The sequence below is a fragment of the Sphingomonas adhaesiva genome (genome assembly GCF_036946125.1).
Classification (GTDB): domain Bacteria; phylum Pseudomonadota; class Alphaproteobacteria; order Sphingomonadales; family Sphingomonadaceae; genus Sphingomonas; species Sphingomonas adhaesiva_A.
Genome location: NZ_JAQIJT010000001.1, coordinates 489196 through 514972, shown reverse-complemented (window position 1 = coordinate 514972; position 25777 = coordinate 489196). Strand labels below are relative to the sequence as shown.

At 70.3% G+C, this 25777-nt stretch carries 28 protein-coding genes and 1 tRNA gene; 16 read left to right on the top strand and 13 right to left on the bottom strand.

Annotated features, from left to right (window positions below; all coding sequences use genetic code 11):
• The first annotated feature begins 11 nt into the window (after positions 1 to 11).
• Together PGN23_RS02580 and PGN23_RS02575 are read left to right on the top strand one after the other, a co-directional pair.
• Positions 12 to 85, top strand: a tRNA-Gln gene (locus tag PGN23_RS02580).
• 143 nt (positions 86 to 228) lie between these two features.
• On the top strand, positions 229 to 1065 hold the full coding sequence (locus PGN23_RS02575; RefSeq protein WP_335301282.1) for an alpha/beta fold hydrolase: 837 nt from the start codon (positions 229 to 231) through the stop codon (positions 1063 to 1065).
• Between the two features lie 39 nt (positions 1066 to 1104).
• On the opposite strand, the gene pal is transcribed toward PGN23_RS02575, so the two are convergent.
• From pal to fdhD, 11 genes are all read right to left on the bottom strand, one after another.
• Complete coding sequence (gene pal, locus PGN23_RS02570; RefSeq protein ID WP_335301281.1) at positions 1105 to 1629, bottom strand: peptidoglycan-associated lipoprotein Pal; 525 nt, start codon at positions 1627 to 1629, stop codon at positions 1105 to 1107.
• A gap of 29 nt (positions 1630 to 1658) precedes the next feature.
• Complete coding sequence (tolB, locus tag PGN23_RS02565; RefSeq protein WP_335301280.1) at positions 1659 to 3047, bottom strand: Tol-Pal system beta propeller repeat protein TolB; 1389 nt, start codon at positions 3045 to 3047, stop codon at positions 1659 to 1661.
• Entirely contained in the window at positions 3047 to 4018 is a 972-nt protein-coding gene (locus PGN23_RS02560; protein WP_335301279.1) for a cell envelope biogenesis protein TolA, read from the bottom strand. The genes tolB and PGN23_RS02560 overlap by 1 nt, the downstream gene beginning before the upstream one ends.
• A 4-nt stretch (positions 4019 to 4022) precedes the next feature.
• The gene (gene tolR, locus PGN23_RS02555; RefSeq protein WP_335301278.1) at positions 4023 to 4454 is read right to left on the bottom strand and encodes a protein TolR; all 432 of its coding nucleotides are present in this window, start codon (positions 4452 to 4454) and stop codon (positions 4023 to 4025) included.
• Entirely contained in the window at positions 4454 to 5146 is a 693-nt protein-coding gene (gene tolQ, locus PGN23_RS02550; protein ID WP_335301277.1) for a protein TolQ, read from the bottom strand. Before tolQ ends, tolR begins: the two co-directional genes overlap by 1 nt.
• Complete coding sequence (locus PGN23_RS02545) at positions 5143 to 5610, bottom strand: YbgC/FadM family acyl-CoA thioesterase (protein WP_335301276.1); 468 nt, start codon at positions 5608 to 5610, stop codon at positions 5143 to 5145. The genes tolQ and PGN23_RS02545 overlap by 4 nt, the downstream gene beginning before the upstream one ends.
• A gap of 171 nt (positions 5611 to 5781) precedes the next feature.
• Positions 5782 to 6981 carry an acyl-CoA dehydrogenase family protein gene (locus PGN23_RS02540; RefSeq protein WP_335301275.1) on the bottom strand — a complete coding sequence of 400 codons (1200 nt, stop codon included), beginning with the start codon at positions 6979 to 6981 and terminating at the stop codon, positions 5782 to 5784.
• A gap of 95 nt (positions 6982 to 7076) precedes the next feature.
• Positions 7077 to 8168, bottom strand: a complete 1092-nt coding sequence (locus tag PGN23_RS02535) for an acyl-CoA dehydrogenase family protein (RefSeq protein ID WP_335301274.1) — start codon at positions 8166 to 8168, stop codon at positions 7077 to 7079.
• 10 nt (positions 8169 to 8178) lie between these two features.
• Positions 8179 to 8967, bottom strand: a complete 789-nt coding sequence (locus tag PGN23_RS02530) for an SDR family NAD(P)-dependent oxidoreductase (protein WP_335301273.1) — start codon at positions 8965 to 8967, stop codon at positions 8179 to 8181.
• 482 nt (positions 8968 to 9449) lie between these two features.
• Positions 9450 to 11714 (bottom strand): FdhF/YdeP family oxidoreductase, encoded by a 2265-nt coding sequence (locus PGN23_RS02525; protein WP_335301272.1) that lies wholly within the window; start codon positions 11712 to 11714, stop codon positions 9450 to 9452.
• A gap of 7 nt (positions 11715 to 11721) precedes the next feature.
• Positions 11722 to 12492: a formate dehydrogenase accessory sulfurtransferase FdhD gene (gene fdhD, locus PGN23_RS02520; protein WP_335301271.1), complete on the bottom strand. Its 771-nt coding sequence runs from the start codon at positions 12490 to 12492 to the stop codon at positions 11722 to 11724.
• Between the two features lie 94 nt (positions 12493 to 12586).
• On the opposite strand from fdhD, the gene PGN23_RS02515 reads away from it, so the two are divergent.
• The 3 genes from PGN23_RS02515 to PGN23_RS02505 all read left to right on the top strand — a co-directional run bounded on the left by PGN23_RS02515 (position 12587) and on the right by PGN23_RS02505 (position 14395).
• Positions 12587 to 13393 carry an enoyl-CoA hydratase/isomerase family protein gene (locus PGN23_RS02515; RefSeq protein ID WP_335301270.1) on the top strand — a complete coding sequence of 269 codons (807 nt, stop codon included), beginning with the start codon at positions 12587 to 12589 and terminating at the stop codon, positions 13391 to 13393.
• Positions 13390 to 14148, top strand: coding sequence for an SDR family NAD(P)-dependent oxidoreductase (locus PGN23_RS02510; RefSeq protein WP_335301269.1), 759 nt, complete (start codon positions 13390 to 13392; stop codon positions 14146 to 14148). Before PGN23_RS02515 ends, PGN23_RS02510 begins: the two co-directional genes overlap by 4 nt.
• A 76-nt stretch (positions 14149 to 14224) precedes the next feature.
• Entirely contained in the window at positions 14225 to 14395 is a 171-nt protein-coding gene (locus PGN23_RS02505) for a hypothetical protein (protein WP_335301268.1), read from the top strand.
• A gap of 330 nt (positions 14396 to 14725) precedes the next feature.
• On the opposite strand, the gene PGN23_RS02500 is transcribed toward PGN23_RS02505, so the two are convergent.
• Positions 14726 to 15313 carry an urea carboxylase-associated family protein gene (locus tag PGN23_RS02500; RefSeq protein WP_335301267.1) on the bottom strand — a complete coding sequence of 196 codons (588 nt, stop codon included), beginning with the start codon at positions 15311 to 15313 and terminating at the stop codon, positions 14726 to 14728.
• A complete protein-coding gene (gene gntA / locus PGN23_RS02495) occupies positions 15310 to 16020 on the bottom strand; it encodes a guanitoxin biosynthesis heme-dependent pre-guanitoxin N-hydroxylase GntA (RefSeq protein ID WP_335301266.1) in 711 nt (236 codons plus the stop codon). Before gntA ends, PGN23_RS02500 begins: the two co-directional genes overlap by 4 nt.
• 167 nt (positions 16021 to 16187) lie before the next feature.
• On the opposite strand from gntA, the gene PGN23_RS02490 reads away from it, so the two are divergent.
• From PGN23_RS02490 to PGN23_RS02440, 11 genes are all read left to right on the top strand, one after another.
• A complete protein-coding gene (locus PGN23_RS02490) occupies positions 16188 to 16706 on the top strand; it encodes a L,D-transpeptidase family protein (protein WP_335301265.1) in 519 nt (172 codons plus the stop codon).
• Between the two features lie 40 nt (positions 16707 to 16746).
• Positions 16747 to 17499: a GNAT family N-acetyltransferase gene (locus tag PGN23_RS02485; protein WP_335301264.1), complete on the top strand. Its 753-nt coding sequence runs from the start codon at positions 16747 to 16749 to the stop codon at positions 17497 to 17499.
• Positions 17496 to 18464 carry an alpha/beta fold hydrolase gene (locus PGN23_RS02480; RefSeq protein ID WP_335301263.1) on the top strand — a complete coding sequence of 323 codons (969 nt, stop codon included), beginning with the start codon at positions 17496 to 17498 and terminating at the stop codon, positions 18462 to 18464. Before PGN23_RS02485 ends, PGN23_RS02480 begins: the two co-directional genes overlap by 4 nt.
• Before the next feature lie 92 nt (positions 18465 to 18556).
• Positions 18557 to 20539, top strand: a complete 1983-nt coding sequence (locus PGN23_RS02475) for a DUF1800 domain-containing protein (protein WP_335301262.1) — start codon at positions 18557 to 18559, stop codon at positions 20537 to 20539.
• Between the two features lie 5 nt (positions 20540 to 20544).
• Entirely contained in the window at positions 20545 to 21921 is a 1377-nt protein-coding gene (locus PGN23_RS02470; protein WP_335301261.1) for a DUF1501 domain-containing protein, read from the top strand.
• A 156-nt stretch (positions 21922 to 22077) separates the two neighbouring features.
• The gene (locus PGN23_RS02465) at positions 22078 to 22977 is read left to right on the top strand and encodes a heme o synthase (protein WP_335301260.1); all 900 of its coding nucleotides are present in this window, start codon (positions 22078 to 22080) and stop codon (positions 22975 to 22977) included.
• Positions 22974 to 23126 (top strand): hypothetical protein, encoded by a 153-nt coding sequence (locus PGN23_RS02460; protein ID WP_335301259.1) that lies wholly within the window; start codon positions 22974 to 22976, stop codon positions 23124 to 23126. The genes PGN23_RS02465 and PGN23_RS02460 overlap by 4 nt, the downstream gene beginning before the upstream one ends.
• The gene (locus tag PGN23_RS02455; RefSeq protein ID WP_335301258.1) at positions 23126 to 23683 is read left to right on the top strand and encodes a cytochrome c oxidase assembly protein; all 558 of its coding nucleotides are present in this window, start codon (positions 23126 to 23128) and stop codon (positions 23681 to 23683) included. Before PGN23_RS02460 ends, PGN23_RS02455 begins: the two co-directional genes overlap by 1 nt.
• Positions 23684 to 23717: 34 nt before the next feature.
• Entirely contained in the window at positions 23718 to 24629 is a 912-nt protein-coding gene (locus tag PGN23_RS02450; RefSeq protein WP_335301257.1) for a cytochrome c oxidase subunit 3, read from the top strand.
• The gene (locus tag PGN23_RS02445; protein WP_335301256.1) at positions 24626 to 25003 is read left to right on the top strand and encodes a DUF983 domain-containing protein; all 378 of its coding nucleotides are present in this window, start codon (positions 24626 to 24628) and stop codon (positions 25001 to 25003) included. Before PGN23_RS02450 ends, PGN23_RS02445 begins: the two co-directional genes overlap by 4 nt.
• Positions 25000 to 25620: an SURF1 family cytochrome oxidase biogenesis protein gene (locus tag PGN23_RS02440; protein WP_335301255.1), complete on the top strand. Its 621-nt coding sequence runs from the start codon at positions 25000 to 25002 to the stop codon at positions 25618 to 25620. The genes PGN23_RS02445 and PGN23_RS02440 overlap by 4 nt, the downstream gene beginning before the upstream one ends.
• Positions 25621 to 25777: the final 157 nt, after the last annotated feature.

Below are 25777 nucleotides of genomic sequence, written 5' to 3'. Positions count from 1 at the left end.
CGCCGCCTCGTTGCCCGATCCTCTAATGGTAAGAGAGCGGACTCTGACTCCGTCAATCAAGGTTCGAATCCTTGTCGGGCATCCACCTTCTCCATCCTTAATCTCTTTCGCAGTGCGCCGAAGGGTCGGGACCGCTCGATAGGCGGAGCGCCTCGTCGCATTTTGATCGCAAGCCGCTGCCGGCCGGCCGCAGCGCGGCTAGTCGGGTGTCGGATGCAAGGGGCTGTCATGACGACGATCGTCACCGGAACGACGACGAACCAGGTTCCGTTCGCGCGGGTCGGCGAACGGCCGACCATGGTCGTGCTCAACGGCGGGCAGGGGTTCGTGCGGCAATCCTCCCCCGAGCGGCTGGAGCGTGACGCGCGGCGCATGGCCAAGGTGTTGCCCAGGGGACGATCGTTCGTCCTGCTCAACTATCGACCCGATCCGCCCGCCGGGCTCTCGATCGATGACGTGACCTTCGCCACGTCGCTCGCTGTCGCAGAGACGGCGCCTGACCAGCCGCTCGATCTGATCGGCGTGTCGTACGGCGGCATGGTGGCGTGTCGGCTCGCCGCGGCGCGGCCGGCGGCATTCCGGCGAATGGTGCTGCTGGCGAGCGGCGAACGGTTCTCGCCGGCCGGAGCGGCCCATATCGCGCGCCAGATCGCCTGTCTGGAAGCCGGCGACGTGACGGGCTTCACCCGCGCGTTCGGCCGTCTGTTCCGACGTCGCCCGTACAACTGGCTGATGACGGCCATGATCCGGCTGGGCGGCGACCGCGTCGCGCGCGGGATGGCGCCGGGGCCAAGTATCGTCCGCTATCTGACCGCGATGCTGGAGGCCCCGCGCGTTGAGCTCGCGCGCATTTCCACCCCGACGCTGGTCATCGGCGGCGCGCGCGATCAGTTCTTCGGCGACGGCAGCATGGAGGAGACCGCCGCCGCCATCCCGGGTGCCGACCTGCGCGCATTCGCGGATGAGACGCACATGGCGCCGATCGAGATCGCCGACGCCGTGGCGAAGGAGATCACCCTCTTCCTGGGCGACCCCGACGACGTCGAACACGCCGCGGGGTACTGACGCGGGCGCGGCCGCCGTGGCGACCGCGCTCGAGATCGCTCACCCCCCGTTGACGATCACCGTCACCGCGCGGCGGTTCTGCGCCCAGCTCGCCTCGTCGGAGCCGAGCGCGACGGGGCGTTCCTTGCCGTAGCTGATCGTCGTGATCCGCGAGGGCGAGACGCCGCGGGCGGCGAGATAGTTCTTCGCGGCGTTCGCGCGGCGGTCGCCGAGCGCGAGATTGTATTCGCGCGTGCCGCGTTCGTCGGCATGGCCCTCCACCGTGATCGTCACGTTGGGGTAGCGCAGCAACCACTCCGCCTGCGTGTCGAGGATCGCGCGCGCGGTCGCGTCGATGTCGTACATGTCGAGCCCGAAGAGCACCGTGTCGCTCTGCGCCGTGCGCTTGAAATCCGCCGCGGAGCCGGGGGCGATGCCGCCGTTCGGGTCGACCGGCCCGGTGGTCGGTGCGGGCGGCGGCGTCTGGCCCGGTGCAGGCGGCAGTACCTCGGGCCGCTTCTTCGAACAGGCCGCGGTCGCGACCAGCGCGGTCGCCATCAGGATCGTGGTGGTCAGTCTTGCCATCGGTCAATCTCCCTACCGATTGAAACGTGTCAGGGGCGTAATGGTCCCCACGCGGGGTCGGAGCCGTCGAGCGGGGTCGGGATGCGGCGCTCGTTCACCCCGGTCAGGTCGACCATCCACAGGTCGGCCTTGCCGGCATTGCCCTGCCCCTGGCGGAAGAAGGTGAGGACGCGACCGTTCGGGCTCCACGAGGGCCCCTCGTCCTGCCAGCTGTTGGTGAGCAGCTTCTCGCCCGATCCGCTGGGGCTCATGATGCCGATGCGGAATGCGCCCGCGATCTTCGTGAAGGCGATCAGGTCGCCGCGCGGGCTCCACACCGGCGTCGCATAGCGCCCGCCGCCGAAGCTGATGCGCTGCTGGTTCGAGCCGTCCGCGTTCATGACGTAGAGCTGCTGTCCGCCCGAACGGTCGCTTTCGAAGACGATCTTCGACCCATCGGGCGAATAGCTGCCGCCGGTGTCGATGCCGGGTGCGGTGGTCAGCCGCTGCGGCGTGCCGCCGCCGGCGGCGACGCGGTAGAGATCGGTGTTGCCGCCGGTCGCCATCGAGAACAGGATCCAGCGGCCATCGGGCGAGAAGCGCGGCGCGAAGGTGGTGGCGACGTTCTGCACCACCAGCCGCTGCCGCCCCGAGCCGATGTCGTAGACGTAGATCGCGGGCGCCTTGCCCACATAGCTCATATAGACGATCGACTGCTGGTTGGGCGCGAACCGCGGCGTCAGCACGATCGACGAGCCCGCGGTCAGGAAGCGGTGGTTGGCGCCGTCCTGGTCCATGATCGCGAGGCGCTTGATGCGGTTGCCCTTGGGTCCGGTCTCGCTGACATAGACGATGCGGCTGTCGAAATAGGGGCCCTCGCCGGTCAGCCGGGTATAGACCATGTCGGCGCATTTGTGCGCGGCACGCCGCCAGTCCGACGGCGGCACGACGAAGCCCTGCCGCGTCAGCTCGGTCTGTGCCGAGACGTCGTAGAGGTAGCAGCCGACCGTCAGCGTACCGTCGCCGTTGGCGCGGATATAGCCCTGCACCAGCGCCTGCGCGCCCGACCCGCCCCAATAGTCGAAGGCGGGCGCGGTCACCTCCGGGAAGGCGATGCTGCGCAGCCGCGCGGGCGCGAGCGGGGTGAAGAGCCCGGAGTTGCGCAGGTCGTTGGCGACGATCTCCGACAATTGACGGCCGAGCTGGTCGGTCGAGCCCGCCGGCGTCTGCACCACCGCCTGCGTCGGCATCGGCGGGATCGCGATCGGCATCGGCGCGCTGATACCGCCGGTGACGTCGACCTCCAGCGGCGGCGGGGTCTGCCCCGCGGGCACCGCCGCGCCCGCGGGGGGCTGGAGCGTCACCGGGGGCACGTCCTGCGCCAGCGCCGGGGTGGCGACCGCGGTGGCGGCAGCGAGAAGGAGGAACCGGAATCGCATCAGCGCAGCTTCCAATTGTAGTTGATGTTGCTCCACCCCCCGTTGGCGGTGGCATAATATTCGGCGGGCAGTTTCAACGGCGAACACCCCTTGAACGCCGCAACGCCCAGATCGACCACGCGGCGCGCATAGCGGCGGTTGTCGTCGTCGACGCCGGCCTGCCGCACCACGGTCGGCGTGGCGGACAGCGTCCCGTCGCGGTTGAGCCGCAGGTTGAGCGTGGTGACGATCTGGTTCGCGCCGGGGCCGGGATCGACCTGGCGGTCGGCGCAGGGCTGGATCTGGCGCGCGATCGCCTGGACGATCGAAGCGAGCGCCTTGCCATCGATCTTCGCCGCGGCGGGGGGCGCGTCGCTGTCGCGCGCCTTGCTGGGCTCCGCGGTCAGGCCTTTCAGGAAATCGTCGCCCAGCCGGCTGCCGCGCGGGCGCGTGGCGGTCGCGGCCTGCGTCTTGCCGTTGCCCTTGGATGCGGCGGGCTTGGCCGCGGGTTTGCTGGCGGAGGATGCGCTCTGCTGCCTGGCGGGCGCGGGCTTGGCGGGGGCCTTTTCCGCCGCGGGGGTGGCGGGCTTGGGCCTGGCCTGCGGCGCGGGCCTGGGCGCCGGAGCGGGCCTGGGCGCAGGCTTGGCCGGCGCGGGTTTGGGCGGGGTCGGCTTCGGCGGGGCGGGCGCGGGCTTCGGCTCGGGCGCGGGGGCCGGTTTGGGCGCGGGCTCGAGCGCGGGCGCTTCCTCGGGCGTCGGGGGCGGCGCCTCCTCGGGCTCGCCGACGTCGGGGGCGATCGCCTGCGACGCCTGTTCCGTCGTCGCCGGAGCCGCAGCCTCCAGCGCGACGTCCTTGACCAGGCTGACCTCGACCGGGGCCGGCTTCGGCTTGAGCGGGTCGGGCGTGTCGAGGAAGCCGACCGACAGCAGGCCGAAGAGCACGACATGCCCCGCGACGGCCCCGGCCAGCCCGATCTTCTCGGCGCGCTCCAACCTCTTATTCCTCGCCCACCGTCACCAGCGCGACCCGGTTCAGCCCGGCGGCGTTGAGCAGCCCCATCACCCGCATCACCCGGCCGTAGTCGAGCCCGCGGTCGGCGCGCAGCAGCACCTGCGGCGGCTGCCCGGCGGGGGCGCGCGCGACGACCTGGTCCAGCCGCTGCGCCAGCGCGTCGGCGGACACCTCCTCCTTGGCGAGGAAGATGCGCCCATCGGCGTCCATCGAGATCTCGGTCGGCTGCTGGTCCTGCTCCAGCGGCTTGGCGCGGCTGTCGGGCAGGTTCACCGGCACGCCCTGCGTCAGCAGCGGCGCTGTGACCATGAAGATGATGAGCAGCACCAGCATGACGTCGACCAGCGGCGTCACGTTGATGTCCGCCATCGGCGCGCGGCGGCCTTTCCCGCGCGCGGAGGGCAGGTGCATCGCCATCAGCGCTCGCCGTCGAGCTGGCGCGAGAGCGTCGCGTGGAACGCATCGGCGAAGCGCATCAGCCGCGCCTCGATCCGGTTGATCGCGTGGCTGAAGCGATTGTAGGCGATCACCGCGGGGATGGCGGCGAACAGCCCGATCGCGGTCGCGAACAGCGCCTCCGCGATGCCCGGCGCGACCACCGCCAGGCTGGTGTTCTGCGCGCTGGCGATCGAGGTGAAGCTGCGCATGATGCCCCAGACGGTGCCGAACAGCCCGACGAACGGCGCCACCGACCCGACCGTCGCCAGCACGTTGAGCCGGTCGGACAACTGGTCCACCTCACGCGCGACCGCGCTCGCCATCACCGTGCCCAGCCGCTCGCGCACGCCCTCGCGGTCGATGCGGTTGCCGTGGGTGGAGCGGCGCCACTCTGTCACCCCCGCCTCCAGCACGCGCGCGGAGGGCAGGTCGGCCTGCCCCTTGGCACGGAAGAAGGCGTCGATATCGTCCGCGGCCCAGAACTCGCGCTCGAACGTCTCCGCCGCCTTGCGCGTACGCCCCAGCTTCACCCAGGAGGCGATGATGATCGCCCAGGTCCAGATGCTGGCGGCCAGCAGCCCCAGCATCACCGCCTTCACCACCCAGTCGGCCTGAAGGAACAGCGCGATCGGCGACAGCGTGGCGGCGTCGGTCTGCAAAATCGGATTCAAGGCGTATCTTCCCCTGGAGTCACGAGGCGGCGGAACAGGTCGACCCACGCCACGGGCTGGCGACGCGGACGACCATCGGCCCCCACCAACGCGGCGGTGACGCGGGCGTCGGTCAGCAATTCCCCGCCCCGGCTGACTGTCTGATGAATGACGACGCTGGCGGCGCGCACCTGCACCACGCGGCTTTCCACCAGCAACGCATCGTCGAGCCGCGCAGGCGCGCGGTAGCGGATGGCCAGATCGGTGATGGCATAGGCGCCGCCCCCGCCCTCGAAGTGCGCGCGCTGGTCGATGCCCGCGACGCGCAGCAGGTCGGAACGCGCACGCTCCATATATCTCAGATAGTTGGCGTGATAGACCACGGAGGACAGGTCGGTGTCCTCGAAATAGACGCGCAGCGGGAACAGGTGCACGGCGCCCTCGAAACGTCCCTGCGCGGGCTGGTCCTGACCGTCCGCCATCATCGACGAAGCGTTAACCGATGGGGAGTCGCAGGGGAACCCCGGATGAGGGGGAGGCACGCGTGTTCCCCTTTGTCATGCCGGGCTTGTCCCGGCATCCAGGGTTCCGCGCGCCCCACGCCTGACGGTACGCGGAACCCTGGATCCCGGAACAAGTCCGGGGTGACGGACGGGCTACGCCTTCAGATCCTTGAACGCGGCATCCTTGTCGGTGCGGATCTCGCCGGGCAGGCCCAGCACGCGTTCGGCGATGATGTTCTTCAGGATCTCGTCGGTGCCGCCCGCGATGCGCAAGCCGGGCGCGTTCATCACCGCGGACTGGAACAGCCCCTTGAGCGGCGCGAGCGCCGGATCGGCGATGATGCCGAACTGATCCTCCGCCTCGACCGCGGAATTGCCGATGTCCTGCAGCTGGTTGGCGGCGATGATCTTGCCGATCGAGCTTTCCGGCCCCGGCGTCTGCCCGCGGCTGAGCGCGGTGATCGTGCGCATCCGCGTGTTGCGCAGCCCCTCCGACTGGACCCACCAGTCGGCCAGCTTCTGGCGGAAGGCGGGTTCCTGGAGCAGCGTACCCTCCGCCGCGTCGATCTCGCGCGCCAGCTTCAGGATTTCCTTCGGCCCCGCACCGCCGCCGCCGCCGACCGCGAGGCGCTCGTTCATCAGCGTGACCAGCGCCACCTTCCAGCCGGCATCGACCTCGCCCAGCCGCTGCGCGTCGGGGATGCGGACGTCGGTGAAATACACCTCGTTGAAGTTGGAGCCGCCCGACATCTGGTGGATCGGGCGGATCTCGACGCCGGGCGAGCGCAGGTCGAGCCAGAACATCGTCAGCCCCTTGTGCTTGGGCACGTCGGGGTTGGTGCGGACCAGCAGGATGCCATAATCCGAATAATGCGCGCCCGAGGTCCAGACCTTCTGGCCGTTGACCACCCAGTCGTCGCCGTCCCTGACGGCACGCGTCCGGATCGCCGCCACGTCGGAACCGCCAGCGGGTTCGGAGAAGAGCTGCGACCAGATTTCCTCGCCGCGCAGCGCCGGGCCGACGAAGCGCTCCTTCGTCGCCTGATCCGCGAACGCCATCACGGTGGGGACGCACATGCCCAGCCCGATCGTGAAATAGCCGTACTGGACCGGGTGCTTCGCTTCCTCCTGGCCGAAGATCACCGACTGGATCGGGGTGCCGCCGCCGCCGCCCCATTCCTTCGGCCAGGTGATCTGCGCATAGCCGGCCGCGGCCTTGCGCGCCTGCCACGCGCGTGCGGCGGCCATGTCGTCGGCATGGCCCTGCGCCTTGTGCTCGGCGACGTTGCTCTCCAGCCAGTCGCGGGCGCGGGTGCGATAGGCGGCTTCCTCTGGGGTGTCGTTGAAATCCATGATGTTTCGTCCTCTCACCTCCGTTCGCGCCGAGCGAAGTCGAAGCGTACGCGCGTGCCCTTCGACGTCGCTCGGGGCGAACGGATGTTGTTTCGTTACGCGGCGTTGCGCTGTTCGAGCTGGGTGACCAGCCGCTCGCGCCAGGTGGACGGGGCGCCGGCGACCAGCGACAGCTGGCGCGAGCGGCGGTAGTGGAGCTGGGGGTCGGCCTCCCAGGTGAAGCCGATGCCGCCGTGCGTCTGGATATTCTCCTTCGACGCGAACCAGTACGCCTCGCTCGCCGCGACGCGCGCGGTGGCGGCGGCGAGCGGCAGTTCGGCGGCGCCGGCGTTCAGCGCCCAGGCGCCGTAATAGGCGTTGGAGCGCGCGATCTCGTTCTTGACATAGATGTCGGCCAGCTTGTGCTTGATCGCCTGATAGCCCGCGATCGGGCGGCCGAACGCCTGCCGGTCGAGCGCATAGGCCTTCGCCATCTCCAGCGCGCGATCGGCGCCGCCGAGCTGTTCGAAGGCGAGCAGGACCGCGGCCCGGTCGAACACCTGGCTCATCGCGGACAGGCCGTCCTCGTCGCCCAGCCGCTCGCAGTCGTTGTCGGCGAAGGTGACGCGCGCGGCGCTGCGGGTGGGGTCGAGGGTGGTCAGCACCTCCGATTCGACCGGCCCCTCGACCAGATACAGGCCGTCCTTCGCCAGCACGACCAAGAGGTTGGCGATATTGCCGTCGGTGACGGGGATCTTCGTTCCCGTGATGCGGTTGCCCACGACGGAGGTGCGGATGCTGGTCGATGTGACCGGCCCCGGCCCCTCCGACGTCGCGAAGGCGCCGATCACCTCGCCGCTCGCGATCTTCGGCAGCCATTTCGCCTTCTGCGCCTCGCTGCCCAGCAGCATCAGCGCCTCGGCGACGAAATAGACGGTCGAGGCGAAGGGGATCGGCGCGACCGCGCGGCCCAGCTCCTCCGCCAGCGCGCACAGCTCGACGTGGCCGAGCCCGAGCCCGCCGTACTGCTCGGGGATCGCCGCGCCCAGCCAGCCCTGCTCCGCGACGCCGCGCCACAGCGCCTCGTCATAATGGCGCGTATCGTCGTCGAGCACGCCGCGCACGACCGTCACCGGGCATTTGGCGTCGAGGAACTTGCGCGCCTCGTCCTTCAGCATCTTCTGATCGTCGGAATAGTCGAAGTTCACGAGCGCCTCCTCACTTCGGCTGCATGCGGATGGCGCCGTCCAGGCGGACGTCCTCGCCGTTGAAATAGCTGTTGCGGATCATCTCCAGCGCGAGGCGGGCATATTCCTCCGCCAGCCCCAGCCGCTTGGGGAACGGCACCATCGCCGACAGCGCCGCCTTCACCTGCGGCTTGGCGCGGCCCAGCAGCGGCGTGTCGAAGATGCCGGGCAGGATCGTGTTGCAGCGGATGCCCTCGCCCGACAGGTCGCGCGCGACGACCAGCGTCATGCCGATCACGCCGGCCTTGGCGGAGGCATAGGCGACCTGCCCGATCTGCCCCTCCTCGCCCGCGACGCTGGCGGTATTGACGATCGCGCCGCGGTCGCCGTCGTCGGTCGGGGGCAGCGTCATCATCCCCGCCGCCGCGCCGACCAGGCAGCGGAACGAGCCCACGAGGTTGAGCTCCAGCGTCTTCTGGAAATTCTCGATCGGATACGGCGTGATCGAACCGTCCTCCCTCGACCGGGCGACGGTCTTGTTGGGGCCGCCGAAGCCGCCGCCGGCGCAGTTGACGAGGACGCGCTCCTGCCCGTTGGCGGCGCGCGCGGCGGCGAAGCCGGCGTCGACCGAGGCCTGGTCCATCACGTCGACCTCGCACCAGGTCGCGCCGATCTCCGCGGCGACCTGCGGCCCGATGTCGGCGTTCTTGTCGAACAGCGCCACCTTGCAGCCATGCGCGATCAGCGCCTCCGCGGTGGCGCGGCCGAGCCCGGAAGCGCCGCCGGTGACGATCGCCGCGATGTCGGGGCCTAGTTTCACGTCCCTCTCCTTTGATTCCCGCGGGGTTATGCCCCGTCGCATCGACGTAACATCTGTTATGGAGGGGGCGGGGTCAAGGGGTCAGGAGGTGGAGCGTTGCCAATTGCGCCACCGTCACCCCCGCGGAGGCGGGGATCCAGAGACGCTGACGGCCGGACGAGAACCGGGAGATCAGCGCGTCCGGATTCCCGCCTTCGCGGGAATGACGGGTCGGCGGGGTGGTTCGCTTGCCCGTCATGCCGGACTCGTTCCGGTATCCACGGTGCCACGTACCGTCAGGCCGGTTGGATGCGCGGACGGCCGTTGCAAAACGGGTGCGACGGCACCGAGCCCACGCCGTGCTCCTGCGCAGGCAGGAGCCCAGGGCCAGGCAGAACAACGCTTATGGGACCTGCAACCCTGGGCTCCTGCCTGCGCAGGAGCACGGTACAGCCTTTTGCAAAGGTCCCGCGCGAGCCCGGGTGACGGTGCGCGGGGGTGGGTTACGCCACGATCCGCACCGGCACCGATTTCGCCGCGGGGACGTGGCTTTCCTCGGCGTGGTGGTCGAGCGGGATCAGCGGATTGCACTCGGGGTAATAGGCCGCGATGCACCCCGGGGGGACGTCGTATTCGACCACGATCAGGTCGCCCACGCGGCGGTCGTGATTGTCCCCCGCATCGGTCGCGAGCGTCACCTTCTGCCCGGCGGCCAGCCCGGAGGCCGCGATGTCGTCGCGGTTCATCAGCACCACCTGCCGCGTACCGTTGATGCCGCGGAAGCGGTCGGAATAGCCGTAGATCGTCGTGTTGAACTGGTCATTCGAGCGCAGCGTCAGCAGGCGGTAGCGACCGTCCGCCGCGGCGAAGCCGGTCGCGTTCAACTCCTGCGGCACCATGAATTCGGCGCGCCCCGAGGGGGTGTCGAATTCGCGCCCGGCGGCCTTGTTGCCCTTCCAGAAGCCGTGCGGCTCCTCCGCCAGCCGCTCGTTGAAGCGCGCGAAGAAGTCGGGGAAGACCTTCGCGATCTCGTCGCGGACCAGCGCATAGTCGCCGACCCACGCGTCCCACGGCACCGCGGGGTTGGCGGGCAGCAGCGCCGACGCGATGCCCGCGACGATCGCGGGCTCGGACAGCAGGTGCGGGCTGGCGGGCTCCACCTTGCCGAGCGAGGCATGGATGACGCTGGTCGAATCCTCGACCGTGACGCGCTGCGGGCCGGTCGCCTGGATGTCCTGCTCGATCCGGCCGAGGCACGGCAGCAGCCACGTATCGCCCGCGGCGGGGAGCAGGTGGCTGCGGTTGAGCTTGGTCGCGATCTGCACCGACAGGTCCAGCCGCCGCCAGCCGTCCTCGACCAGCTCCGTCTCCGGCACCGCGCGCGCGAAATTGCCGCCGAGCGACAGGAACGCCTTCACCGTCCCGTCGATGATCCCGCGGCAGGCCTCCACCGTATCGAGCCCCTTTTCGGTCGGCGCGTCGAAGCCATAGACTTCCCTGAGCTTCTCGACCGGGGCCAGCTCGGTCTTCTCGGTGATGCCGACGGTGCGCTGGCCCTGCACGTTGCTGTGCCCGCGCACGGGGCACGGGCCGGCGCCCGGCTTGCCGATGTTGCCGCGCATCAGCAGCAGGTTGACGAGCATGCGGACGTTGTCGACGCCCTTCACATGCTGGGTCAGCCCCATGCCGTAGATCGCGATCGTCGCCGTCGACCGGGCATAGGCCGCCGCCGCGCGTTCGATCGCGGCGCGGGCGAGGCCGGATTCGCGCTCGATCTCGTCCCACGCGGTCGCGCGGACCTTCTCGGCGAAGGGCGCGAAATCGTGCGTGTGGCGCGCGACGAAATCATGGTCGACCGCGTCGTGGTCGAGCAGATATTTGGCGATCCCCATCATCGCGGCGATGTCGCCGCCGGCCTTCACCTGATGATATTGGGTGGCGATCGGGGTTTCCTTGCCCGTCGCCATCTCGATCGGATTCTGCGGATCGGTGAACCGCTCCAGCCCGCGTTCGCGCAAGGGATTGAAGACGATGATCTGCGCACCGCGCTTGTGGACGCTGCGCAGCTGGTGGAGCATCCGCGGGCTGTTGGTGGCGACGTTCTGCCCGAAATGCAGGATGCAGTCGCACGCGTCGAAATCCTCGATCCGGGTGGTCCCGACCGGAACGCCGATCGCCGCCTTCAACCCGACCGAGGTCGATTCGTGGCACATGTTGGAACTGTCGGGCAGGTTCTGGTTGCCGTAGAGGCGCGCCATCAGCTGCCACATGTAGGACGTCTCCAGGCTGGCGCGGCCCGAGGCGTAGAAGACGACCGACTTGGGGTTCAGCGGTTTCAGCCGCGCGGCGATCGCGGCGAACGCCTCTTCCCATGGCGCAACGACATATTTGTCGCTGGCCGAATCGTATTTCATCGGATGGGTGAGACGCCCGGCCTCCTCCAGCCGATAGTCGCTCCAGGTGCGCAGCTCGCTGAGCGTGTGGCGACGGAAGAAATCGGGGGTGACGCGCTGGCTGGTGATCTCCCACGCGGTCGCCTTCGCGCCGTTCTCGCAGAATTCGGCCGGGTGCGGCGGGTGCGGCTTGGCCCAGGCGCAGCTGACGCAGGCGAAGCCGCCGGGCTTGTTCTGGCGCAGCAGCTCCGCGGAGGTGACGGCCACGTTCTGCTCGCGCGGGATGATGTCGGCGAGCGACTTCACCGAGCCCCAGCCGCCGGCCGGGCCGTCATAGGGGGTGAAATCGGGGCGATCGTCGTGCTGCTGGGTCATGCCGGTCCTAACGAACGGGATCGGAAAAGAGCACCGCGTCGTCACGCGCGAGGCTGACGAGCGTCAGCCCGGCGGCGGCGGCACGGGCGAGCGCGAGGTCGGTGGCGGCCGACACGGTGGCGAGCAGCGGGCAGCCGCTGAGCGCGGCCTTCTCCACCAGCTCGTAGGAGCAGCGCGAGGACAGCAGCGCGAAGCCGCCGTCCCAGGCGAGCCCCCGCCGCGCCATCGCGCCGATCAGCTTGTCGAAGGCATTGTGGCGGCCGACGTCCTCGCGCGCGAGGCGGATCGTGCCGTCCGCGGCACAGAGCATCGCGGCATGCGCGGCGCCGGTGGCGCGGTTGAGCGGCTGATGCGCGCGCATCCGCGCCAGCGCGGCGAAGATCGCGGCCGCGTCCGGGGCGGCGGTGGGGACGCGGGGGAGCGGGCGGTGGACCGCGTCGAGATTGTCCATCCCGCACAATCCGCACGAACTGTCGGCGGTGCGGCGGCGGATGCGGTCGGCGAGCGCGGCGGCGCGCGCGGGCGGGACCGCCAGGCGCGCGATCACGCCCCGATCGGTGGGGTGGAGATCGAGCGCCGCCATCTCCTCCACCGTATCGACGATGCGTTCCGACAGCGCGAAGCCGGTGACGAAGTCCTCCACATCGGCGGGGGTCGCCATCATCACCGCATAGCCGAGACCGTTCACCTCGATCGCGATCGGATGCTCCGCGATCACCGCGCGCGGGTGCGGCGTGGCGGTGCCGTCGGCGGCGACGCGGCGGAAGGTGCGATCCATCGCCTCCTCCTGCCCTGCCCGACGCGCGCGGCCAAGGCGGTTGCAGGATAACTTTAGTTATGTAAGCTCGTGCGCAACGACATGGGAGAGGGTGATGGGCGACTGGCAGGCGCTGACGGTGGAGCATCGCGGCGAGGTCGACTGGGTGACGATGAACCGCCCGGAGCGGCTCAACGCGCTCGACGACGTGCTGGTGGAGGAGCTGTCGCGCTACTTCGGCGATCTGGCGACCGACCGCGGGGTGCGCATCGTGGTGCTGCGGGGCGCGGGGCGCGCGTTCTGCGCCGGGCTCGACCTGCAGGCCGGGGGCAACCGCCAGGACTGGGACACGATCGACCGGCTGCGCCACCAGCGCTCGATCGCGGAGATCGTGATGCGGATGCGCTACGCGCCGCAGCCGATCGTCAGCCTGGTCCACGGGCCCGCGTGCGGGGGCGGGTTCGCGATGGCGCTGGCGAGCGACATCCGCATCGCGGGCGAGAGCGCGCGGATGAACGCGGCGTTCGTGCGGCTGGGGCTGTCGGCGTGCGACATCGGGGTCAGCTATTTCCTGCCCCGGCTGGTGGGCGCGTCGCTGGCCGCCGAGCTGATGCTGACGGGCGACTTCATCCATGCCGAGCGCGCGCTGGCGTGCGGGCTGGTGAGCCGGGTGGTGCCCGACGACCGGATGGAGGAGGCCGCCGCGCCGCTGATCGAGCAGATGCTGACGACCTCGCCGCTGGGGCTCAGGCTGACCAAGGAGGCGCTGCGGATGAGCCTGGACGCGCCGAGCCTCGAATCCGCGATCGCGATGGAGGATCGCAACCAGATCCTGGCGGCGACCAGCCCCGATTTCGGCGAGGGGATCGCCGCCTTCTTCGAGAAGCGGCGACCGGATTACAGCAGGAAGGTGGCATCATGAGCGGGCTGGAAGGGCGCATCGCGCTGGTGACGGGCGGCGGACGCGGGATCGGGCGCGCGATCGCGCTGCGACTCGCGGCGGACGGCGCGGACGTGGCGGTGAACTATCGCCGCGATGCCGACGCCGCCGCAGAGGTGGTGGCGCAGATCGAGGCGATGGGGCGGCGCGCGCGCGCCTATGCCGCGTCGGTCGATCGGTTCGAGGAATGCGAGGCGCTGGTGCGCGCGGTCGAGGCGGACTTCGGCGCGGTCGACATCCTGGTCAACAACGCCGGGATCGCGAGTCGCGGGCAGTCGGTCGCGGATACCGATCCGGGCGAGCTGGAGCGCGTGCTGCGCACGCATGCGATGGCGCCGCACTTCATGGCAAAGCTGGTGCTGCCGAAGATGCGCACGCGCCCGCGCGGCGACATCGTGATGATCTCGTCCGTGGCGACCCTCTATCACGCGCCCAACGGCGCGCCGTACAACATGGGGAAGGCGGCGATGGACGCGCTCGCCTGGACGCTCGCCAAGGAGGAGCGGCGGCACAACGTCCGCACCAACATCGTCGCCCCCGGGCTGACCGTGACCGACATGGGCGAGCGGCTGGCCAGGGCGACCCGCGGCGTGGCGGACATCCACGACCTGGCCGCGCAATCGCCGTTCGGGCGGGTGTCGACGCCGGAGGACGTGGCGGCGGCGGTCGCCTTCTTCGTCTCGGCGGACGCGGACTATGTCAACGGGCAGCGGGTGTGCCTGCACGGCGGGGGCTAAGCGCCTGATTGATCGAGGTTGTGGCGGGATTGTGGCAGAGGTGCATGATGCACGGCGTCAAAGAAGGAGGGCCATCATGTCCCACGACGCCGACGACGCCGCTTACTATCGCCGCCGCTCCGAGGAGGAACGCGCCCGCGCCCGCCACGCGGCGGGCACGCCGATCCGGCGACTGCACCTCGACCTGGCGGAGCGCTACGCCAACCGGGTGCGCGAGGTGCTGGCGCGGGGAACGGCGCGGACATAGGCGAGCCTCGTCACCCCGGCTTGACCGAGACCTCTGCGAAACTCGGTTCCTTGTTCCCCGGCGACGGCCGAGGCCCAGCTGGGGTACAGTGGTAACAGACGGAGAAGCCGCGCCAACTGGGGCCCGGCCTTCGCGGGGCCTTCGCGGGGCCTTTGCAAAAACGGGTGCAACGGCGCCACGTACCGGCCGTGCTCCTGCCTTCGCAGGAGCACGGTGGAGACTTTTGCAAAGGTCCCGCCTTCGCCGGGGAACGGCAAATTTGTCGAGCGATCCACGACTTTCGCGGAGGTCTCGGCTTGACCCGGGGTGGCGGGTGGGAAGCGGGAGTGCTCACTCCACCCGGTAGTGGATCGGCTTGAACGAGCCGCCGTTGGAGGCCGGCGCGGAACAGGCGGTCAGCCCGATCACCAGGTCCATCATCGCGCGCAGCACGATGCGGTCGCCCGCGACGCTGGTGGGGGGAAGCACCTCCAGCCGCCCCGTCGCACCGTCGACCGGCACGTTCATGAAGCAGTTGAACGCGGTCGGGATCATGTCCTCGGTCACGCCGTACGGCGCCAGCGCCTCCGCCAGATTGCCGAAGCAGCCGCGATGCGGCGGCAGGTCGGGGTAGAAATGGTGGAACGTATCGTAGGAGCACGGCGTCAGCAGGAAGTCGTGCCGGCCGACGGTATCCTCCTCGATCCGCAGCATCGGGCGCGAGCGGCTGGAATAGAGGATGTGCCCGGTGGTCAGCCGGATCGTCTCGGCATAATCGAACGTCCGCCCCGAGGAGATCACCTCGCGCACGTCCGCGGCGTTGTAGGCGAGCAGGTCGGACACCTGCACCCCGCACGGATCGATCACGGTCAGCGCCTGCCCGGCGTTCAGGCGGAAGGCGGCGCCGCTGCGGGGCGCGATCTCAACCACATCGCTCATGCGTCCTTGCCCCCGGCATAATGGAACGGGCAGCGCCACGCGTCGTCGACCACGCGCCCGCTATATTGCGACGCCTCGCTCACCTCGCCGTGGCGCGCCAGCATCGGGTTGCGCGAGCCCGCCAGCGTCTCGTCGCGCGTCATGATCGCCTCGCGCAGGGTTTCGTACCGGCCATCGGCGCGCAGCCGCGTGAACTGGTCGTGGAGGTTGAAGACCAGCGCCGGGCGCGCGAAGCGGCGCGCCGGGCGCGAGGCGTGCGGGTGGAGCCCGACGACGAAGAATCCCTCGCCCCCGAAGCTCAGCGAGAAATGCGGATCGTCGGGATCGGGGCTGACGCGCGGATCGTATCGCTGGCCGCGCCAGGCATCCTTGTCCGACAGCGATTGCAGTCGCGCCCACAGCGCCGCCTCGAACCCCGCCTCGTCCAGATCGCCCGGCCCCTCGAACACGACCGCGAAGCTGCGGAACAGCCCCGGCGCCTCGCGGTAGGCGGCGGCGAAGCGCAGCAGACCGTCATGGATGCGCAGGTCGTCCCACGCGCTGTCGATGCGGTCGCAGGCGAGGACGTGGAGCGTGCCGCGCGCGAGCGCCGCCTTCGCGCCGACGCAGGGGAAGGCGCGATCGCTCACATGCGACTGGAGCAGCGCTTCGAGCTCCGACTGCGCGTCGTGGACCCAGGGGAACAGCGGCGTGGCGGGTGTTGGCATAGGGCCGGGAGTACGGACAAACCCCTGTCACCGTTCCGGAAAAATCGTGCTGATCGGGATCAAGCCGCGCGGTCCTGCGCGTCGCGGGCGCGCTGCGCACCGTCCCGTTCCGATACGTCCCGAAACGGGCGCTGGCGCACGGCCCCGCCCCGACCGACATGCCGGGGATGATTCGCCGCCTGCTCCTGCTCCTCGCGCTCCTTGCCCTGCCGGCGACCGCCGACGCGCGTCAGCCGCTGCCCGAGGTGCACACGATCCTGGATGTCGGGCGCGCGCTGGGGCCCGGCGACTATGTCTGGGACGAGGACGACGTGCCCCCCGGGCGGGCGCGGATCGTCGTCGACCTGACCAGGCGGCGGCTCTACGTCTATCGCGCGGGGGTGGAGATCGGGCGCTCCTACATCGTCATCGGCCCGCCCGAGCAGCCGACGCCGACCGGGCGGTTCCCGATCCTGCAGAAGCATGCCGATCATTATTCCAGCACCTACGACGGCGCGCCGATGCCCTATATGCTGCGGCTGACGTGGGGCGGGGTGGCGATCCACGGCAGCCCGGTGGAGGAGGATTGGGTGACGCACGGCTGTATCGGCGTGCCGACCGCGTTCGCCCGCATCCTCTATGCCCATGCGCGAAAGGGCGACGAGGTGGTCGTCACGCGCCGCTGGCTGCCCGCCGCCTACGACTGACGCGGTTGCGCCGGCGGCGCGGCGCGTTCACGGTGCCGCGATGGGAGCGGGATCGCGCGACGACGGCTGGCGGGTGGAGCGGGCGTGCGCGCTCGCCTGGCCCGCGCGCGAGGAGCTGGCGGTCGGCGGCTGGCGCGTTTCCCGCTCGGGCGGGGGCACGCGCCGCACCAATTCCGCCTCCCCCGCCGGCCCCGGCGCGCGGCTGGACGATGCGACGATCGCCGCGATCCGCGACGCCTATGCCGCGGTCGCGCAGCCCGCGATCGTGCGGGTGCCGACGCTGCTGCCCGGGATCGACACGCGCCTCGACCGCCACGGCTTCCTGCCTGCCGAAGGGCCGACGCTGACGATCGCCTGCGACGTGTTGCCGCGGCGCGGCGACGCCGGCGTCCGCGTGCGCGCCGCGCCCGACGCCGCATGGATCGCGGCGCGGCGGGCGCTGTCGGTGGCGGCGGGCGGGGGCGCGCAGGATCACCTCGCCCCGATCGCCCGGCTGGCCGTGCCCACGGTCTTCGCCGCGACGCAGGTCGAGGGCGCGGTCCGCAGCCTCGCCTTCGCCGCGGTCCACGACGGCCTCGCGATCGTCGAGGCGGTGGCGACCGACGCAGGCTGGCGCGGACGCGGGCTGGCGCGGCGCACCGTGGCCGCGCTGCTCCATGCCACCGCGGCGATCGGCGCGCGCGGCGCCGCGCTCCGGGTCATGGCCGACAATGGTCCCGCCCGCGCGCTGTACCGCGCGCTCGGGTTCGACCGTCATCTCTACGACTATCATTATCGCAGGAGTCCCGCATGACCGCCTTCCGCATGATCGATACCGGCCCCCTGTCGCTGCGCGTGGCGGTGGAGGGCACCGGCCCGCTGGTCGTCATGGTCCACGGCTTTCCCGAAAGCTGGTATTCCTGGCGCCACCAGATCGGCCCCCTCGCCGCCGCCGGGTTCACCGCCGCCGCGATCGACGTGCGCGGCTATGGCGGGTCGGACAAGCCGGAGCCGGTCGAGGCCTATACGCTGGAGGCGATCACCGCCGATGTCGCCGCGGTGGCCGACGCGCTCCAGCCGGGCGAACCCGCGATCCTGCTGGGCCACGACTGGGGCGCGCCGATCGTGTGGAACACCGCGCTTAGTCGCCCCGAGCGGTTCCGCGCGGTCGCGGCGCTGTCGGTGCCGTTCACCGGCGTGCCGCAGCGCCCCTTCACCGAGGTGTTCCGCCGCGCCTTCACCGAGAAGGGGAAGTTCTTCTATCAGGAGTGGTTCCAGGAACCCGGCCGCGCCGAGGCGGAAGCGGAGGCGGACGTGCGCCGCTTCCTGCGCGCCTTCTATTACGCGATCTCGGGCGATGCGCCGCCGGGCACCTGGCCCGACAAGCCCGCGGGCGCGACGCTGCTCGACGGGATGATCGATCCGCCGGTCTTCCCGGCGTGGCTGAGCGACGCGGACCTGGATTATTACGTCGCCGAGTTCGAGGCGTCGGGGCTGCGCGGGCCGCTCAACCGCTATCGCAACCACGAACGCGATTACGAATGGGCGCAGGCGTTCGGCGATCGTCGCATCGAGCAGCCCGCCCTGTTCATCGGCGGGTCGAAGGATCCCGCGACGACGCTGTTCGGCGCGGTGTCCGATCCGGTCGCGGCGATGCGGCCGCACGTCCCCAATGTCGAGGGGCATGTGCTGGAGGGGTGCGGCCACTGGACGCAGCAGGAGCGCCCCGCGGAGGTCAACCGCCTGCTGCTCGACTGGCTGGGGCGGCTGCCGGGTTAACGTCCTTAACCAAACCGGGGGCCGGATTGTTAACCATCTGACCCCTATACCGATTCTCGCGACGGGCCGACGATGCGGCCCCGCGGGGATCGATGATGGACGCATTTTCACGCGTCGTCGCGGATGCGACGGCGGACGAGGTCGACCGGGCGGATGTCGCCACCGGGATCGGCGCACCGACGCACGACGTGGCCGCGGCGTCCGTCCCGGCGGCGGGGCGCAACGGGGCGCTCGCCTCCGCGCTGTTCCTGGCCGCCTGCGGGGCGGAAAAGGCCGGATCGTCCACCGCGGCGGCGTCGTCGGGGCCGATCGTGGTGGCGACGCCGACCCCGGCGGCCACGCCGTTGCCCACCCCGCTGCCCACCCCCACGCCGATGCCGTCGCCGACGCCGCTGCCGTCACCGACGCCGTCGCCGCTGCCGACGCCAACCCCGACCCCGTCGCCGGTATCGACCCCGACGCCGGCTCCCTCGCCCACGCCCACGCCCTCGCCGACACCCACCCCCACGCCCGCGCCGACCCCGTCGCAGCCGGTGGAGGTCGCGCCCGCCGCACCGCCCGGCGCGAACGAGGCGAGCCGCTTCCTGGCCCAGACCACCTTCGGCGCGACCCGCGCGGAGATCGACCGCCTGTCCACCCGCGGCTTCTCGGGCTGGCTCGACGACCAGATGTCGATGCCGCGCGCCACCAGCTATTGGGACTGGCTGAAGGCGGGCGGCTACGACGCGGCCGCCAACGTCTTCCAGACGACCGGGTTCGACCCGATGGTGTGGAGCCAGATCATCACCGCGCCGGACCAGCTGCGCCAGCGCGTCATGGCGGCGCTGCTCGACATCTTCGTCATCGGGATCGATTCGCTGACGCTCGGCTGGCGCGCGTTCGCGATGGCGGGCTACATGGACCTGCTCGCCGACAATGCCTTCGGCAACTATCGCACGCTGCTGAGCGCGGTGACGCTGTCGCCCGCGATGGCCAACTATCTCACCTACCTCGACAACCGGAAGGCGAACGCCGCCACCGGCGCGATGCCGGACGAGAATTACGCCCGCGAGCTGATGCAGCTGTTCACGCTGGGCACCCACCGCCTCAACATGGACGGCACCCCGGTCATGGCGAACGGCGCGCCGGTCGAAAGCTACGGTCAGGGCGACGTGACGCAGCTGGCGCGCATCTTCACCGGGCTGCAACTGAGCGGCGCCGCCGACAACAGCGTGCCGGACCGCTTTCGTATGCCGCTGACGATGACCGCCGCCATGCACGAGACGGGCACGTCGACGGTGCTGGGCAGCACGATCAACGGCGCGGCGGGCATGGCCTCGGTGGAGGGGGCGCTCGACGTGATCTTCATGCACCCCAACGTGCCGCCGTTCGTGGCGCGCGCGCTGATCCAGCGGCTGGTCACCAGCAATCCCCCGCCCGCCTATGTCGCGCGCGTCGCCGCCGCCTTCGCCAACGACGGGCTGGGCGTGCGCGGGAACATGGTGGCGGTGATCCGCGCGATCCTGCTCGATCCCTATGCGCGCGACGCGACCGCGCTGACCGCCGCGAGCGCGGGCAAGCTGCGCGATCCGGTCCAGCGGCTGACCGGCTGGGCGCGGATGTTCGGCGTCACCTCGCCATCGAACGCCTGGCCGCTGGGCGACATGTCGTCGATGACCTCGCGGCTGGGTCAATCGATCGGCCACGCGCCGTCGGTCTTCAACTTCTTCCGTCCCGGCTATATCCCGCCCGCGACGTCGCTGGCCGCCGCCGGGCTGGTCGCGCCGGAGATGCAGATCGCCAACGAGCAGAGCGTGATCGCCTATATCAACCTGATGTACGGGCTGATCGCGAACGGCGCCGGCGACATGAAGGCGGACTATACCGCGATCAAGGCGATGGCGGGCGATTCGGCCGAGCTGGTGGGGGAGCTCAACACGGTGCTCGCCGCCGGGCAGCTGTCCGCCGAGACGGTGGCCGCGATCCGCCAGGCGGTCGACAGCATCTCGATGAGTGCCGGCAACGGCGCGATCAACCGGGTCGGCGTCGCGACGCTGCTGACCATGGCCTCCCCCGACTATCTCACGCTGCGGTGACGACGATGCCCATTCATCACGACGAATCGCGCCGCGCCTTCCTGCGCCGCGCCGCCCTCCTGGGCCTGGCGGGCACCGCCGCGCCGTTCGCCGGCACGCTCGGCGCGATCGGCGAGGCCGCCGCCGCGACCGGATCGGGGTACAAGGCGCTGGTCTGCGTCTATCTCGCCGGCGGCTGCGACTATGCCAACACGCTCGTCCCCTACGACCCGTCGAGCTACGACGCCTATGCCAAGGTGCGCGGATCGATCGCGCTGGGGCGCGACACGCTGCTGGCGCTCGACCCCGCCGGGCTGTCGGGCGGGCGGCAATATGCGATGGCGCCCGCGCTGGCGCCGCTCGCGGAACTCTATGCCCAGGGCAAGGTGGCGCCGATCCTGAACGTCGGCACGCTGGTGCAGCCGACGACGAAGGCGCAGTACAACAACAGGTCGGTGCTGCTGCCGCCCAAGCTGTTCAGCCACAACGACCAGTCGAGCTATTTCCAGGCCTCCAACCCCGAAGGCGCGCCGAGCGGCTGGGGCGGGCGGATCGGCGACCTGGTGCAGTCGGGCAACGGCGGCGCCTCGCTGACCTGCATCAACGCCAGCGGCAATGCGGTGTACCTGACCGGACGCCAGGCGGTGCAATATTCGGTCGGCACCGGCGGCCCGATCGCGCTGCTGAGCAGCAGCAAGACGATCTACGGCTCCGCCACCGCGGCGCAGACGCTGCGCGACCTCATCACGCGCGGCCATCCGAACATGCTGGCGAACGAACATGCCCGCGTGTCGAAGCGCGCGCTGGACACGTTCGCGCAGGTCAACGGCGCGCTGGCCAATGCACCCGCGGCCAATTTCACGCTGTTCCCGACCAGCAACAGCCTGGCCGACCAGTTGAAGATGGTCGCGAGGATGATCGCGGTGGCGGGCGACCTGGGCGTGCGACGGCAGGTGTTCTTCGTCTCGATGGGCGGGTTCGACGTCCACGACAACATCCTGACGACGCAGCCGATGCTGCTGGGCAAGGTGGCCGCGGCGATGCGCGCGTTCCACGACACCACCGTCCAGCTGGGCGTGTCGGAGCAGGTGACGACCTTCACCGCGTCCGAATTCGGGCGCACGCTGACCAGCAACGGCGACGGCTCCGACCATGGCTGGGGCAGCATGCATTTCGCGATGGGGGGCGCGGTGAAGGGCGGGCGCAGCTACGGCATCGCGCCGACCGTGGGCATCAACACCAACGACGACGTCGGGCAGGGACGGCTGATCCCGACCACCTCGGTCGATCAATATGCCGCCTCGCTGGCGTCGTGGTTCGGGGTGTCCGCGTCCGACATGCGCACGGTGTTGCCCAACATCGGCAATTACGATGCCTCGTCGTGGAACCTGGGCTTCGTGTAACGGACTCACGCCCGCCGCCCCGGCCTTGAGCGGGATCCCGCTCTAGCAGCCCCACGACGGTAGAAGCGGGACCCCGGGTCAAGCCCGGGGTGACGGGGAGGGTGCTCGCCCCTTTCCTCCTGCCCCTCGGCGGTATAGGGGAAGCGAGGAGTTCGCATGACCACCGCCGCCCCCCTCCTGCCGCCCGCCGACTGGCGCGATTTCCTTGCGCTGACGAAGCCGCGCGTGATGACGCTGGTCGTCTTCACCGGGCTGTGCGGGATGCTGGCGGCGCCGGTGCAGATCCATCCGGTGCTGGGGTTCACCGCGATCCTGTGCATCGCGCTGGGCGCGGGGGCCGCGGGCGCGCTCAACCAATGGTACGAGGCGGACCTGGACGCCGCGATGAAGCGGACCGCGCAGCGCCCGCTGCCCGCAGGGCGGATGGAGCGGCAGTCCGCGCTCCACTTCGGCGTCGGGCTGGGTGCCTTTTCGGTCATCCTGATGGGGCTGGCGGTGAACCTCGCCGCGGCGGTGATCCTGACCGTGTCGATCCTGTTCTACGTCCTCATCTACACCGTCTGGCTGAAGCGGCGGACGCCGCAGAACATCGTCATCGGCGGGGCGGCGGGCGCGTTTCCGCCGCTGATCGGCTGGGCCGCGGCGACGGGGCAGGTCGCGCTGCTGCCGTTCCTGCTGTTCGCGCTCGTCTTCCTGTGGACGCCGCCGCACTTCTGGGCGCTCGCGCTGTTCGTGAAGACCGATTACGCCAACGCCGGGGTGCCGATGCTGCCCGTCGTGGCGGGGGAGGCGGCGACGCGGCGGCAGATCGGGCTCTACACGATCCCGATGGCCGCGGCGGCGGTGCTGCCGTGGCCGCTGGGACTGACCGGCGCGATCTATGGCGTGGTCGCGGTGGCGATGACCGCGGCGTTCTGCGCCCTGGCCGCGCTGGTCGCGGCGGGCGCGACGCGCGGCGACACGCCGATGTTCTGGGAGAAGCGGCTGTTCGCGTTCTCCATCCTGTATCTCTTCGTGATCTTCGGCGCGCTGGTCGCCGATCGGTGGTTCGCATGACACCCCTTCCTCCCCATAACGACGAACAAGACCTGATCCGCCGCCGGCAGAAGGCGCGCGCCACCGTGATGGCGCTGCTGCTCGCCGCGTTCGTGGTGCTGATCTTCTTCATCGCCATCGCCAAGATCCAGCAGGGCATGCCGCACTGATGGCGGCCGCCCCCCGCCCCAACGGCGCCCGGACGACCCGCACCGTGGTGCTCGCGGTGCTGGGCATCTGCTTCATGACCGGGCTCGCCTTCGCCAGCGTGCCGCTCTACCGCCTGTTCTGCGAGGCGACCGGGCTGAACGGCACCACCGGCCGCGGGCTGATCGCGCCGGGCAGCGTCCACCGCAAGATCGAGATCGCGTTCGATGCGAACGTCAACCCCAAGCTGCCGTGGCGCTTCGCCCCCGAGCAGGAGCATGAGACGGTCGAGATCGGCGCGCGCGACATGGCGTTCTTCACCGCGACCAACCGCGGCGCGCAAGCCGTGACGGGGACCGCGACCTACAACGTCACCCCGGCGATCGCGGGCAAGTATTTCACGAAGATCCAGTGCTTCTGCTTCACGCAGCAGACGTTGAAACCGGGCGAGACGCAGCGGATGCCGGTCATCTTCTACGTCGATCCGAAGATCCTGACCGATCCCGACACCCGGGACGTCGAGACGATCACGCTCAGCTATACCTTTTACCCGGTGGATTCCGGGAAGACGGCGGGCTAAGGGCGGAGAAGAAGCGTAACGGGGAGAGCCACGCATGGCGGGCGCGAAGAATCACGACTACCACATCCTGCCACCCAGCCCGTGGCCGTTGCTCAGCTCGTTCGCGGCGCTGGTCCTGGCGACGGGCGGCATCATGTACATGCATGAGGCGGTCGGCGGCGGCTGGGTGTTCCTGATGGGGCTCGCAGGCGTGCTGGCCTGCATGTACGGCTGGTGGCACCAGGTCATCCGCGAGGCGCATGCCGGCGACCACACCCCCGTGGTGCAGCTGCACTTCCGTTACGGCATGATCCTGTTCATCGCCTCCGAGGTGATGTTCTTCGTCGGCTGGTTCTGGGCGTTCTTCGACTTCTCGCTCTTCCCGGTCGCGATGCAGGTCGTCGACGGTCAGGTCGAACGCGCGGCCGAGGGGGCCGCCGCGATCGCCGCGCAATGGCCGCCCAAGGGGCTGGAGGTCATCAACGCGTTCGAGCTGCCGCTGCTCAACACGCTGATCCTGCTGTGCTCGGGCACGACCATCACCTGGGCGCACCACGCGCTGATCCACAACCAGCGCGGCGGCGAGAAGCGCGGGCTGTGGGGCCTGCTGGGCGTGGGCGACCGCGACGGCGTGCTGAAGGGCCTGTGGCTGACGGTGGTGCTGGGGCTGATCTTCAGCTGCATCCAGGCCTATGAGTACATGCACGCGCCGTTCCCCTTCAAGGGGATCAACTATGGCGCCGCCTTCTTCATGGCGACCGGCTTCCACGGCTTCCACGTGCTGGTCGGCACGATCTTCCTGATCGTGAACCTGATCCGCGCCTATCAGGGCGAGTTCACGCCCAAGCAGCATTTCGGGTTCGAGGCGGCGGCCTGGTACTGGCACTTCGTCGACGTGGTGTGGCTGTTCCTCTTCGTCACCGTCTACGTCTGGGGCGGCTGGGGCGCGCCGGTCCACGGCGGGTGAGCGATCGCGACCGGGCGGCGGTGGTGCCGCCGCTTCAGGTCGGGTTGAAAGGACTGTGTCCGCGATGCGGCGCCGCGACCCTGTTCGCCGGCGCCGTTCGCTTTTCCGACCATTGCCGCGCGTGTGGCTTACGCTTCGCCGATTTCAACGTGGGTGACGGGCCGGCGGCGTTCCTGACGCTGATCTGGGGTGCGATCGTCGTGGCGGCCGCGATCACCGTCGAGCTGTCCTTCTCCCCGCCATGGTGGGTCCATGCGCTGCTGTGGATTCCGCTGACGGCCGCCGGCGTCGTCTGGTCGCTGCGCGTGGCGAAGGGATGGCTGATGGCGGCCGAATATCGCAACGCCGCGCGCGAGGGGCGCATCACGCCATGAAGCGGATACCGCTGGTCCCGACGCTGGTCGTCGGCCTCGCGATCGCGGCGATGATCGCGCTGGGCGTGTGGCAGCTGACCGATCGCCTGCCGGCGAAGGAGGCGTATCTCGCCCAATTGGCGGGCAATCCGGCCAGGCCGGCGATGGCATGGCCGCGCGTCCCCGACGATACCATGCTGTTCCGCCGTGCGTCGGCCTTTTGCCTGGAGCCGGTCGGGATCGCGCGCGCCGGCGCGGGCGCGGCGGGGTTCCGGCTGATCGCGACGTGCCGCACCGGCGCGGAGGGGCCGGGCCTGCGCGTCCAGATCGGCACCACGCGCGACCCGGAGGCGAAGGTGGCGTGGGGCGGCGGCGAGGTGAGCGGCTGGATCGCGCACGCCCCCGATGCGCGCCCGCTGATCGCGGGGCTGTTCTCGAAGACGACGCCGGAGTTCCTGCTGGTCGCGGATCGCCCCGCGGCGGGGCTGAACCCCAATGCGCCGCCGGACATCGCCTCGGTCCCCAACAATCACCTTGCCTACGGGGTGCAATGGTTCGTGTTCGCCGCGGTCGCGGCGATCGTCTACGCCTTCGCCCTGCGGCGGCGTGCGAAGGATGCGCCGTCGGCGCACCCCTGAGCGGGCAGCCGTCTGTGTTCGCGCGAAGACGCGAAGACGCGAAGACGATGGTTCACGCGGAGGCGCGGAGACGCGGAGGGGTCGCGCTCTCGGCGACGTGTCCGCGGCAGCGACGAATGGCTTGTTGTCTCCCGGCACCGATGTTCCGCGCGCGACC